This is a genomic window from Pseudomonas sp. GW821-FHT09E04 (assembly GCF_059416185.1).
Window position 1 is genome coordinate 233,544 of sequence record NZ_JBWKOR010000003.1, and the last position, 11,498, is coordinate 245,041.

Annotated in this window: 12 protein-coding genes; 8 read left to right on the forward strand and 4 right to left on the reverse strand. The window is 60.8% G+C overall.

What is annotated here, in order from left to right; all coding sequences use genetic code 11:
- Window positions 1-442: 442 nt before the first annotated feature.
- The 4 genes from AC07N4_RS12145 to AC07N4_RS12160 all read left to right on the forward strand — a co-directional run bounded on the left by AC07N4_RS12145 (window position 443) and on the right by AC07N4_RS12160 (window position 3,953).
- The gene (locus AC07N4_RS12145; RefSeq protein WP_096820562.1) at window positions 443-1,237 is read left to right on the forward strand and encodes a helix-turn-helix transcriptional regulator; all 795 of its coding nucleotides are present in this window, start codon (window positions 443-445) and stop codon (window positions 1,235-1,237) included.
- Between the two features lie 62 nt (window positions 1,238-1,299).
- A complete protein-coding gene (locus AC07N4_RS12150; protein ID WP_493066150.1) occupies window positions 1,300-2,712 on the forward strand; it encodes an efflux transporter outer membrane subunit in 1,413 nt (470 codons plus the stop codon).
- A gap of 156 nt (window positions 2,713-2,868) precedes the next feature.
- Window positions 2,869-3,474, forward strand: coding sequence for an SCO family protein (locus AC07N4_RS12155; RefSeq protein WP_096820560.1), 606 nt, complete (start codon window positions 2,869-2,871; stop codon window positions 3,472-3,474).
- Complete coding sequence (locus tag AC07N4_RS12160) at window positions 3,474-3,953, forward strand: copper chaperone PCu(A)C (protein ID WP_096820559.1); 480 nt, start codon at window positions 3,474-3,476, stop codon at window positions 3,951-3,953. The genes AC07N4_RS12155 and AC07N4_RS12160 overlap by 1 nt, the downstream gene beginning before the upstream one ends.
- Window positions 3,954-4,035: 82 nt before the next feature.
- Here AC07N4_RS12160 and AC07N4_RS12165 read toward each other — a convergent pair whose 3' ends face one another.
- Window positions 4,036-4,452, reverse strand: coding sequence for an organic hydroperoxide resistance protein (locus AC07N4_RS12165; RefSeq protein WP_085733053.1), 417 nt, complete (start codon window positions 4,450-4,452; stop codon window positions 4,036-4,038).
- 266 nt (window positions 4,453-4,718) lie between these two features.
- Between AC07N4_RS12165 and AC07N4_RS12170 the strand changes: the two genes are divergently transcribed.
- Together AC07N4_RS12170 and AC07N4_RS12175 are read left to right on the forward strand one after the other, a co-directional pair.
- Window positions 4,719-5,093 carry a hypothetical protein gene (locus AC07N4_RS12170; protein WP_493066149.1) on the forward strand — a complete coding sequence of 125 codons (375 nt, stop codon included), beginning with the start codon at window positions 4,719-4,721 and terminating at the stop codon, window positions 5,091-5,093.
- The gene (locus AC07N4_RS12175) at window positions 5,090-5,287 is read left to right on the forward strand and encodes a helix-turn-helix transcriptional regulator (RefSeq protein WP_096820557.1); all 198 of its coding nucleotides are present in this window, start codon (window positions 5,090-5,092) and stop codon (window positions 5,285-5,287) included. The genes AC07N4_RS12170 and AC07N4_RS12175 overlap by 4 nt, the downstream gene beginning before the upstream one ends.
- 60 nt (window positions 5,288-5,347) lie before the next feature.
- Here the strand turns inward: AC07N4_RS12175 and AC07N4_RS12180 are convergent, their stop codons facing one another.
- Together AC07N4_RS12180 and AC07N4_RS12185 are read right to left on the reverse strand one after the other, a co-directional pair.
- Window positions 5,348-6,361, reverse strand: coding sequence for an ABC transporter substrate-binding protein (locus AC07N4_RS12180; protein ID WP_493066148.1), 1,014 nt, complete (start codon window positions 6,359-6,361; stop codon window positions 5,348-5,350).
- Window positions 6,362-6,464: 103 nt separating this feature from the next.
- Window positions 6,465-7,355: a LysR family transcriptional regulator gene (locus AC07N4_RS12185; protein WP_493066147.1), complete on the reverse strand. Its 891-nt coding sequence runs from the start codon at window positions 7,353-7,355 to the stop codon at window positions 6,465-6,467.
- A 127-nt stretch (window positions 7,356-7,482) separates the two neighbouring features.
- Between AC07N4_RS12185 and AC07N4_RS12190 the strand changes: the two genes are divergently transcribed.
- Window positions 7,483-7,926, forward strand: a complete 444-nt coding sequence (locus AC07N4_RS12190; RefSeq protein WP_102621874.1) for a GFA family protein — start codon at window positions 7,483-7,485, stop codon at window positions 7,924-7,926.
- On the opposite strand, the gene AC07N4_RS12195 is transcribed toward AC07N4_RS12190, so the two are convergent.
- A complete protein-coding gene (locus AC07N4_RS12195; RefSeq protein WP_102621875.1) occupies window positions 7,907-8,938 on the reverse strand; it encodes a sterol desaturase family protein in 1,032 nt (343 codons plus the stop codon). The two genes, AC07N4_RS12190 and AC07N4_RS12195, sit on opposite strands and share 20 nt — an antisense overlap.
- 299 nt (window positions 8,939-9,237) lie before the next feature.
- Between AC07N4_RS12195 and AC07N4_RS12200 the strand changes: the two genes are divergently transcribed.
- Entirely contained in the window at window positions 9,238-11,448 is a 2,211-nt protein-coding gene (locus AC07N4_RS12200) for an LTA synthase family protein (protein ID WP_493066146.1), read from the forward strand.
- Window positions 11,449-11,498: the final 50 nt, after the last annotated feature.

The following is an 11,498-nucleotide window of genomic DNA, read 5'->3' on the forward strand; positions in this document are numbered from 1 at the left end:
CCGCATGACACGTGAAACCCGGACAACTCCCCCCTCTTTGCCCTGCCCTGCGGGCTGACAGGCCTCGACTGGCCGGCCATCCCACCAAAAGTTCGGAAAGAAATGACTGAAAATCCTGTAGGACAATCGCCATCCACCTGCGCTGACTACGACTTCGCAATGGTGGGAAACGGCGCTCTGAACCCCGGTTTTCGGGGTTTCCACTAGACCGTACAGTCACGTCCTACAGGCTTGTCACCCTAGGACTGACAGAAACGTGGCGCCATTAATCCGGAAATAGTGGCACTTTGTGTCCCCGTTTTCCCCTACAGACGTAGGACAAATGCATAGGCTTAAATCCCGCTCCAGATCGATTTCAAGGAGAAATGATTGGGTGGCGGCTTCACAGGTGCATGCACGGCAGACGATTCGGCAATGGCTTTAAATCAAGGATGACAAGGATATGAATCTGACCGGCAGTCTTCGCAACATGGACAACCCGCACTTCTATTGGCAGCTGGGCGAGTTGATCGCCAGCACGGGGAACGAGCGTTTCGCCACGAACATGTTTCAGTTGGTCGACACCCTGGTGCCGGTCAACCGGGTGGATCTCAGCGAATGGACACTCGACGAGCGCGAGGCCAGCGTGGTCGAGATCAAGGCATTGGGCAGCGCCGGTTTGCCGGATACCTTCCCGCCCCCGGATCCCCTGCAATGCCAGGACGATCATCCGCTGTTGCAGAAGATGATCGAGATGAATGACTCGCTGCTGATTCAACTCAAAGCTTCGCTGCAGCAACGACACCCGCACCGCAGCGTCCATCAGTGCAATCTGGTGTCACGCACCTCCAACCGCCGCTGTGTCATCTCGTTCTGTCGCCCTCACACGCACCGGGTGTTTTCCCTGCCGGAACTGTCGTTTCTCAAAAGCCTGTCCGACACCCTGCTGCCGTTGATCGAGCGTCACGCGCAGATCCGTCGGCAAATCGTCGCCCGACAACCGCGCCCGCTCCAGGCCGATCAGGAGCAGACACCGTTGCAACAGGTGTTCGACGAACGCCTGGCGCTGGGCGACATCACCCTGTCAGTGCGCGAGAAGGAAGTCTGCCTGGGCTTGCTGACCGGCGGCACCGTGCCGCAGATGGCCGAGCGGTTGCGGGTCAAGAACAGCTCGGTCGAGACCTACCTCAAGCGCGCGGCCGCCAAGCTCGGGGTCAGTGGTCGTCACGGTCTGGCGAAATGGATGGCCGGGGCCTGATCCGGCGTTTCTCTCATCATGGGCGCCCGGCGCCCGCTCTCATTCGTGAACGAGGCTGTTTGATGTCCAGGTTGCCGATCTCCCTGCTGTCCATGGCGTTGCTGATGGGCGGTTGCTCGCTGATTCCCGACTACCAGCAGCCCGCGTCGCCCAGTGCGGCGCAGTATCCGAAAGGCCCCGCCTACCCTGCGCCAACCCAGGCCACCAGCGCGGTCGAGGACTGGCGCGGACTGTTCAATGACCCGGCGTTGCAACAGTTGATTGAGAGCGCGCTGATCAATAACCGCGACTTGCGGGTCGCCGCGCTGAACGTCGAGGCGTTCCAGGCGAAGTACCGCATTCAGCGCGCCGATCTGCTGCCGGCGGTCTCGGCCAATGCCAACGAACTGCGCCAGCGGGTGCCGGCGAGCGTGACCAAAACCAAAGCGGCGATCACGTCGACCTACTCCGCCAACCTTGGCATCAGCGCCTACGAACTGGATTTCTTCGGCCGGGTGCGCAGCCTCAGCGATCAGGCGTTGATGAGCTGGCTGGCCACCGAAGAAGCCCGGCGCAGTGCGCAACTGAGCCTGGTGGCGAATGTCGCCAACGCCTACCTGACCTGGCGCGCCGACCAGGAGTTGCTGGCCCTGGCCCGAGAAACCCTCGCTGCCGACGAGAAAAGCCTGCGTCTGACCACGCGCAACCGCGAGGCCGGCAAGTCCTCGGCGCTGGATCAGATCCAGGCGCAGACCAGCGTCGACAGCACCCGCGCCAGCCTCGCCCGCTATCAACGCCAGGTCGCCCAGGACTTGAACAGCCTGACACTGCTGGTCGGCGCGCCGGTTCCTGAAACTCTGCCGGCACGTCCGCTGGACAGTGATCTGGTGGCGCAAGTGCCGGCCGGATTGCCGTCGGATCTGCTGCAGCGCCGGCCGGACATTCTCCAGGCCGAATACAAGCTCAAGGCGGCCAATGCCAATATCGGCGCGGCCCGGGCGGCGTTCTTTCCCAGTGTCAGCCTGACCGCCAACGCCGGCACTTCCAGTCGCGACCTGTCGGGGCTGTTCAAGGGCGGTTCCGGCGCCTGGACGTTCCAGCCGCAGATCAACCTGCCGATCTTCAATGCCGGCAGCCTGCGCGCCAGTCTGGATTACGCGAAATTGCAGAAGGACATCAGCGTCGCCGAGTACGAAAAGACCATTCAGACCGCCTTCCAGGAAGTGTCCGACGGACTGGCGGCGCGCCAGACCTACCAGCAACAACTCCAGGCCCAGCGTGATCTGGTGCAGGCGACCCAGGACTATTACGACATGGCGCAGCACCGCTATCAGACCGGCGTCGACAGCAGCCTGACATTCCTCGACGCCCAGCGTTCGCTGTTCAGCTCCCAGCAGGGCCTGATCACTGACCGATTGGCGCAACTGGTGGCGCAAGTGAACCTGTACACCGCGCTGGGCGGTGGCTGGAGCCCGGTTGAGCCGTCGCCGCAATAACCGCAGGTCATGTTTTCTTACACCTTTTGTCGCCCGATCCGACATTGGTTGGTGATCAAAAACCGACCGGGCGGTTCATTTTGGTATCATGCGCCGCTTTTACGGTTAACCCCCCGCCTGTCTTGCTGACCGGCGGGCTGCAAAAGGCGGTATTAGATGACGGCTTTGTTGACTCGCCGCAAGGTGCTTGCGGGAATGGGCGTGCTCGGTCTGGGCCTGCTCGCCGGCTGCGACACCCGCGGCCAACTGTCGTACAAGTACGGCAAGGATCTGAGCGACAAGATCCTCGGACGCACCTTCAAGCTCAAGGACACCGAAGGCAACACCGTATCGCTGTCGAGCTTTCGCGGCCTGATGCCGATGATCTTCTTCGGCTTCACCCAGTGCCCGGCCGTCTGCCCGACGACCCTGGCCCGCGCGGCAAAAATCAAGAAGCTGATGGGCAAGGATGGCGACATCCTGCAAGTGGTGTTCATCACCCTCGATCCGGAACGCGACACACCGCAAATCCTCGACGCCTACGTCAAGACCTTCGACCCGAGCTTCGTCGCCCTGTACGGCACCCTTGAGGAAACCAAGGCCACCGCCAAGGAATTCGACGTCTTCTACGAAAAAGTCCCTGCCGGCGACACCTACACCCTGTCGCACACGTCTACCAGTTATGTCTACGACACCCGCGGCAACCTGCGCGTGGGTCTGTCCCAATCGCTTTCTGCACAAGAGTGTACGGAAGACTTGCTTACCGTCATGGAGGTCTGCTGATGAACCCTTTTCTGAACAACATCAAACGTGCCGCACTGGGCCTGTCCCTGCTGGGCCTGGCTTTCCAGGTTTCGGCGCAGACCAAGGTCGATGACGCCTGGGTCCGTGCAACCGTGCCAAACCAGTCGGCCAGCGGCGCGTTCATGACCGTCACCGCCGACAGCGACAGCAAGCTGCTCAGCGTTGCATCGCCGGTGGCCAAGGATGTGCAGATTCACGAAATGACCATGAAGAACGACGTGATGAGCATGGGCCCGGTCAACTCGGTCGACCTGCCGGCCGGCAAGGCTGTGAAGTTCGATCCGAACGGCTACCACGTGATGCTGATGGGCCTGAACGGTCAACTGAAGGAAGGCGACAACGTGCCGCTGACCCTGACCGTCGAAAACGCCAAGGGCGAGAAACAAGCCATCGAAGTCCAGGCGCCGGTGCGCTCGCTGACCAACATGGAAGGCCACGATCACAGCAAGATGCATTGATCGCTGACTGACAGTTTTACGGCTTCAAAAACAAACGGGGCGGCATGATCGACGATCATGCCGCCCCGTTTGCATCTGGATGTCAGACCAGTTTCAACTCGACTTCGATATTGTTGCGCGTGGCCTTGGAGTACGGGCACACCTGATGCGCCGCATCCACCAGTTGCTGCGCCGCGCCGCGTTCCATGCCCGGCAGGCTCACATTGAGACGTGCCTGCAACAGATACCCTCCCGAGTTGGTGCCCAGGTCTACTTCGGCATCCACCGCCAGGTCCGCTGGCAGGCTGATTTTCTGTTGCCCCGCCACCGCTTTCATCGCGCCGATGAAGCACGCCGACCAGCCGGCAGCGAACAGTTGTTCCGGATTGGTCCCTCCGCCGTTGGTGCCGGGGGACGACAATTTGACATCGAGAATCCCGTCGGAACTGCGCGACGCTCCGTCACGTCCGCCGGTGGTGTGGGTCTTTGCGGTGTAGAGGACTTTTTCGATCTGGCTCATGGCGATCTCCTGAATGAATAACAGCAGATTGTTCACTCGGCGCCTCCCGTCGCAGCCTTGAGGTGCGCCAACCCGTTTCACACAGCCCTCTCACTATAGACGCGGGTTTATTGCTCACCCGGGCAACGGACGTGCGGGCAACCGCCTTCGTTATCCGGCCAATGAATGCAGAGAAGTGATCGGGCACGACCCTTATGGAAAGCATGCTTTACATCGGAAATATCTTAAGCGACTATGTAAAGCGTCTTTTACATAGGAGTTTGGACATGAACCGATTCAACCGAGAGATGACCGCTGCAATGGTCCTGTACGCAGTGGTGCTGCTGGCATCGCAATCCGCGCTGATTTATCTGGCGCATGCCAACGCTTACCTGCGCGGCGTCATTGTGCTGATACCCATGATTCCGGTCGGCTTGTTCTGCTGGACGGTCGTACGCGACATGCGACGTCTCGACGAAATGTACCTGCGTATCCAGTTCGAAGCCCTCGGCTTTGCATTCGCCGCATCGGCCCTACTGACCTTCACTTACGGTTTTCTGGAAACGGTGGGCGCCCCGCATATCCCGTGGTTGTGGGTCTGGCCGGTGATGGGCGCGATGTGGATGATCGGCCTGCGCATCGCCCGGCGCCGCTACCAATGAAGAACCGCCTCAAGGAACTGCGCGCCGAGCGCAAATGGTCACAGGTGGATCTGGCCGAACGTCTGAACGTTTCGCGCCAGACCATCAATGCGATTGAAAACGAACGCTACGACCCGAGCCTGCCTTTGGCGTTCCAGATTGCCCGGGCGTTCGAGATGCCGATTGAGAGCATCTTTGATGACTCGGTGAGTTGATACGAAAAGTCCGCCCGTCAGCACAGGCTGCCGGGCGGACTGTTCACAAATGACGACTGTTCAACTCCCCGCCCCGCCATGCGCCTCTTCAAAGAAATAATCCTTCCAGCTGTCCGCCTTGTTTTTCAGCACACCCAGCTCCTGCAATTTCTCTGCATATATGTAGGTGCGTTGCGGTACCACGGTGAAATCGATTTCCGGATCGGTAACGATTTTCTCCACCAGCGCCAACGGCAACTTCGACTGTTCAACACGAATGTAAGCTTGTGCGGCCGCAGGCTTGTCGGCCTTGATGATCTGCTCGGCCTCGACCAGTGCGTCGTAGAACGCCCTGTAGGTTTTCGGGTTTTCGTCGTGGAATTTTTCCGTGGTGTACAGCACGTTGAAGGTGGCCTGGCCGCCGAGCACATCGTAGGAACTCAGCACTTTATGCACGTTGGGATTCTGCAACGCCTGGTACTGGAATGGCGGACTGGAGAAATGTGCGTTGATTTCCGAGCCGCCGGCGATCAACGCGGCCGTGGCATCCGGGTGCGGCAGGCTGACGGAGATGTCGTCGAATTTCTTGTATTGGTCATTACCGAATTCTTTGGCCGTTTCGATCTGCAGCGTGCGGGACTGGAAACCCACGCCCGCCGCCGGCACGGCGATGCGATCCTTGTCGCTGAAGTCCTTGAGGGTTTTCACGTTCGGGTTATTGGTCAGCAGGTAGTTGGGCATCGAGCCCAGCGAAGCGATGGCCTTGACGTTCTGTTTACCCTTGGTGCGATCCCACACAGTGAGCATCGGTGGCACGCCGGCCGAGACCACGTCCAGCGATCCGGTCAGCAGCGCTTCGTTCATGGCGGTAGCGCCGGAAATGCTGTTCCAGTCGACCTTGATGTCCAGCCCCTGAGCCTTGCCGTGCTTCTCGATCAGGTGCTGATCGCGCACCACATCCAGAATCAGATAACCGATACCGAATTGCTGGGCGATGCTGATCTTGCCTTCGGCTTGAGCAGTGTTGCCGAGCAGAGCGCCAGCCAACGAAGCCGTCAGCAGCGTCAGTGCAGAACGTTTGAACGGTAGGGCCATGACAACCTCGCAGTGATTTTCTGGGAAATCTGTGAGGCGGGACTGTATCGCTATAAAAAACGAAATTTAAATACCGTTATCGCATATTGATATCATCTGAAAATCAGGCCTCCAGAAAAGCCTGCAAGTCCGCTCCCAAGCCATCGAACACCGCTGAAACCCGTTGCACCCGGCGCATGTCCTGATGCATTGCAATCCACACATCCACCGAAAAGTCCACCTGACCGGGCAGGACTCGCACCAGTCCATGTCGCTGGGCCAGTTGCCGAAAACTCACGCCAATCCCCAGACCCGCGCGCAACGCCGCCCATTGCGCCAGATGATCATCGGTGCGGATGGCCGTGTGCTCTGCCGAGCAATCGAAGCCGCGCGCACATAGAAACTCGATCTCGCCCCCATGACGATCCGGGCCGATCAGCGGAAACCGGCGCAAGTCCTCAACCGTTTCAGGCACGCCCTGCTCCGCCAGCAATTCGGGTGTGGCGTAGAGGCCCACGTGCAGATCGCCGACCTTGCGCGCCACCACCGAAGCTTCGGTCGGACGGCGGATGCGCACGGCTACGTCGGCCTCCTGCTGTGAGAGGGTTTGCAGACGATTCGACACGTTCAATTCCAGCGCCAATTGCGGGTGTTGCTGACGCAGGCGGCGCAACATCGGCGGCAGGATCTCGACGCCCAACAGCTTGCCGGAGGTCAGGCGCACGGTGCCGCTGGTTTGCGCCACGTCAGCGGAAGCGGCCCGGTTGAAAGCATTGGCGGCCAGGGCCATGGCTTCGACGTGACCGATCAACTCCCTGGCAGTCTCGGTCGGCAACAGCCCCAAGGGTGATCGAATGAACAGGCTGACGCCGACACTCTGCTCCAGCGCCTCGATCCGCCGGCGTGCCGTGGCCTGGGCAATGCCCAGCAAGCGCGCGGCGCCCGACAGACTGCCGGTGCGCAGTACCGCGAGAAAGGCGCGCTGGGTTTCCCAATGAAGTTGTGGAGCGTTCATACATTTCCTGTGAGCGGTTGGGCAGTTTTGGCCGATGTTCATTCACCGGGGTCTGCGGCATGCTGCGCGAGCATACCGCACGGGCCTTGCGCCCGGCATCGAACCCGCAGTTGAAGGAGCCTTGCCCATGACACTCACCGGCCAATGTCGCTGCAGTGCCGTCCGTTATCAGTTGAACACCGAAGTGCCGCCGGCCATCTACGCCTGCCATTGCACGGATTGCCAGACCTGGAGCGGCAGTGCCTTTGCACTGCATGCCCTGCTGCCCACCGACGCCCTGACGCTGACCGGACCGTTGGCCACTTATGCCTACGATCTCAATGGGCAACACGCCGAACATCAGCTGTGCAGTGTCTGCCATACGCGTCTGTGCAACACCACCACGGCCGCACCGGGGATGAGCGTTCTGCGCGCCGGCACGCTCGATGAAAGCCGCTCACTGCAACCGATGGCACACATCTGGGTCAGTCACAAACAACCTTGGCTGACGCTGCCCGAGGGGCTGCCAAGCTGGCCGCAAAGCCCGACCCCGCAGGCCTTCGGCGAAGCCCTCATGGCGTACGCTGGTTGAACCAGGTTCTGAGCCCGTCGGCGTTCGACGACAAGCGTTTCGCGGTGTCCACAAACGGCGTGACGATCAGGCTGTACACCGTCAGATAACGTGTGCGGTCTTGCTCGCCCGTGCCGAAGCGCAAGACTTCGGGTTTTGAAGTGGTGACGTACAACGTGCCGAACATCCAGTCCCACAGCGACAGGTTGATCGCGAAGTTCTTGTTGAAATGTCGCGGTGCGTCGCTGTGGTGGATCTGGTGCTGGGCTGGGCTGTTGAGCACGTGTTCGACCTTCGGCCCGAACGACAGCCAGACATGGCTGTGCCGCAGATTGGCCCCCAGGCTGTTGATGATCAGTGCCAGCCACGTTACGCCGAATAGCGTGTAGCGGCTGACCTCCCCGCCACAGGCATACCAGACCACGCCGGCAAAAGCGCCAAGGCCGGCGGTGATGACGACTCGTTCGAAGATCGATTCGACGATGTGAATGCGGCTGGCGGTGGCCGGCACCAGCACCGGTGCCGAATGATGGACCTTATGAAATTCCCACAGAAAACGGGAATGAAAGGCGCGGTGAATCCAGTAGTGCAGGAAGTCCCTGAACACAAATACGCCGAGGCCGTACAACAACGCGATCGACGGATGATCCGAGACCTGCTCGCGGGCGCCCCAGAGTCGGGTGAAAAACTGCACGTAGTCGCCTGAGCGCAGGATATGCGGATCGACCAGCGCCACGACCGGCAACACCAGCGCGACCCGCAGAATGCCCTTGATGAAGTAGTAGCGATAATCCAGCCACGCCGAGCGATGCCCATGCACGCGACCGCCGCCAAGGAACTGCCAGAAGGTGGGGGCCTCGGTCAGGCCTCGGGATTTTCTGTAGCGGAACAGACCATAGGCCACGCAATAGGACGTGAAGATAAACGCCACGCCAATGCGACCGTTCAGATCGAACAGGCTGAAGAACTGCTCGGCGACCGGTTCAATCAGCAGTCGGTGCAGATAAGCGTTGAGTTGCGTGAGGACATCCACGGAGGCTGGTCTCCATCAGAGGTCGGGCATTGTAAATCGCAACGTTTCGCAAATGCAGCTGAAAGGGATCAAAGGCGTAATAAACAGCCTGAAACAATTAATCCCCTGCTCCGGTACGCCGGAAAAAGCCTTCCGCCACCCCTGACATGAACGCAGGTCTGGGCCTCAGGCATTTCGCCGTGATCGCACAGCCGTTCGACAGCGGATCAGCTTCGCGTTTAAAAGGGCGATCAGACAGCCCACCCTTGGTATCATCGCGCACACTTTTATGACGGTTTGATGGCTGGAAGGTCTTTTTTGTGAGCGCTCTTTTTCAACGGCTTCGGCACCCCGACGCCCGTCTTCTCTCTCTGGTTTTTCTGGTACTGATCGTACCGGTGTGCCTGCGTGCGGCACTCGGCTGGTCGAGCCTGTTCGGCTATCTTTCCGACCTGGCCATCGGCAGCCTGCTGGTGGTCCTGCTGCATCGCCGGCCGTGGTGGCTGGGGTTGCCGGTGCTGGTGTTCTGGGGCTTGCTGGCGGTGGCGACAGCTGAACTGGTCAGCGCGGTCGGGCGCCTGCCCAATCCCCAGGACCTGCATTACCTGATCGACCCGCAATTCGTGGAGAACTCCACCGGCGGCGGTTTTGCCCATCCGGCGGTGGCCGGCACATTGCTGCTGGCCCTGCTGCTGTGGCTGGCGACGCAGTGGGCAAACCGCGCGACTCCCGCCCCGGCCCTGCCCCGCGCGGCGTGGACGGCACCGGTGTTGCTGTTCGCCGCCCATTGGGGCGCACAAAACCTTTCGCCGAGCGACGCCGACCCATGGCGCCTGTACAACCTGCCGCATCAGTTGCTCGCCGCGCAGGTCGCCGACGCACAAATGCAGGCCGAGGAATGGCTGGAAGGTGGCAGCGAAGCACCAGCGCCCTCGATGGCCGGACTCACCGACCTCGACCTGAATGGTCACTCGTTACTGGCAGCCAAAGGTCAGGCGCGCAATGTCCTGATCGTCACCGTCGAGGGCATTCCCGGCGCCTACATCCGCGCCAATCGCGAGGCCATCGGCAGCCATTATCAGGAAGACCTGATGCCCAAGCTCAGCCGCTGGGCCGAGCGCGGCATGAACACGCCGGACTACGTGCTGCACACGCACCAGACCATTCGCGGCTTGTACGCCATGCTCTGCGGCGATTACGACAAGCTGAACAACGGCACGCCCAAAGGCGTGGAAATGCTGACCCAGAACGAACGCAACCAGGCCTGCCTGCCGGCTCAGTTGCGCCAGAACGGCTTCAGCACTCACTACCTGCAAGGCGCCGGCCTGCGCTTCATGGCCAAAGACAAGATCATGCCGCACATCGGCTTCGATGCGACCCATGGCCTTGAGTGGTTCACCAACGCCAACTACCTGGAATTCCCCTGGGGCAAGGACGACAAGGCCTTCTTCGAGGGCGCGCTGGGTTACGTCGGCCAACTGAAGAAACAGAAAAAACCATGGATGCTGACCCTGCTGACCGTCGGCACCCATCAGCCCTACTCCGCGCCGGATGAATACCTGCAACGCTACGACACGCAGAAGCAGGCAGCCGTCGGCTATCTGGACGACGCCCTGGACCAGTTCCTCAGCGGCCTCGAACGTCAGGGCGTGCTGAAAGACACGCTGGTGGTGATCACGTCGGACGAATCCCATGGCATCGATGGCGTGCGCCTGGCGTCGTCCTGGGGATTCAACCTGACCCTGGCACCGGAGCAGGCCCAGTTGCCGCACCTGAACGCCGGGGTCTACGGGCATGTCGATTTGAGCGCATCGATCCTCGATTACTTTGATCTGCCGGTCCCGGCAGCACTCAGTGGCCGCTCGCTGTTTCGCGACTACGACACCGGTCGCGAAATCATGTCGTTCACCAACGGCAAGCTGCGCTACCACGACGGCCACGGCATCCTGACCGAATGCGACATGCCGCGACGTTGCCGCGCTTACGCCAGCGAAGGTTTCATCGCCGAAAGCGCGACATTCAAGGGCAATGCCAGCGGCCAGAATGCCCGTCAGATTGCGGCCCGCGCCGATGCGCTGGACCTGTCGCTGCTGCGCACCCCGCTGAACCAGCGCTATCAGTTTGGCAGCGACAACATCATCCCGCTGCAAGCGCAGATCAAGGATGACTGGGCCGACAACCTGATCGGCGCGCAATACCTGGAAATGCCCAAGGGCTCGCACACCCGCGTGCGTCTGACCGTGCGCTCGATGGATCCGCAGCAGGCGGCGTACATCCAGCTCAAGGCCAAGGAGTTCGAACAGGACGTGCAACTCGGCCTGCCTTCGGAAATGGTCGCAACGGCGGAGCAGCCGCTGGAAATGGATTTCAGCTTCGACAACCCGCAACCGCGCAAGGCCTTCTCGTTCCATTTGCTGGGTTATGGGCTGGGGGCGGTGGAGGTCACGGACTTCAGCGTGATCACCGAGCTGCCGGGGCAACAGGATCTGCGGGAGGAACTCCCGGAAGACGACACCGCTCAGTCGAGCTGATGTCGACGCCAGCGTCGCGCGATTCGCGGGACGCTGGCGCAAGATCGCGG

Bases quoted from the DNA above. Each gene is read 5' to 3' on its own strand.
- AC07N4_RS12150 (WP_493066150.1), top strand. From the start codon at position 1,300: ATGTCCAGGTTGCCGATCTCCCTGCTGTCCATGGCGTTGCTGATGGGC.
- AC07N4_RS12160 (WP_096820559.1), top strand. From the start codon at position 3,474: ATGAACCCTTTTCTGAACAACATCAAACGTGCCGCACTGGGCCTGTCC.
- AC07N4_RS12185 (WP_493066147.1), bottom strand. From the start codon at position 7,355: ATGAACGCTCCACAACTTCATTGGGAAACCCAGCGCGCCTTTCTCGCG.
- AC07N4_RS12180 (WP_493066148.1), bottom strand. From the start codon at position 6,361: ATGGCCCTACCGTTCAAACGTTCTGCACTGACGCTGCTGACGGCTTCG.
- AC07N4_RS12145 (WP_096820562.1), top strand. From the start codon at position 443: ATGAATCTGACCGGCAGTCTTCGCAACATGGACAACCCGCACTTCTAT.
- AC07N4_RS12190 (WP_102621874.1), top strand. From the start codon at position 7,483: ATGACACTCACCGGCCAATGTCGCTGCAGTGCCGTCCGTTATCAGTTG.
- AC07N4_RS12175 (WP_096820557.1), top strand. From the start codon at position 5,090: ATGAAGAACCGCCTCAAGGAACTGCGCGCCGAGCGCAAATGGTCACAG.
- AC07N4_RS12165 (WP_085733053.1), bottom strand. From the start codon at position 4,452: ATGAGCCAGATCGAAAAAGTCCTCTACACCGCAAAGACCCACACCACC.
- AC07N4_RS12170 (WP_493066149.1), top strand. From the start codon at position 4,719: ATGAACCGATTCAACCGAGAGATGACCGCTGCAATGGTCCTGTACGCA.
- AC07N4_RS12155 (WP_096820560.1), top strand. From the start codon at position 2,869: ATGACGGCTTTGTTGACTCGCCGCAAGGTGCTTGCGGGAATGGGCGTG.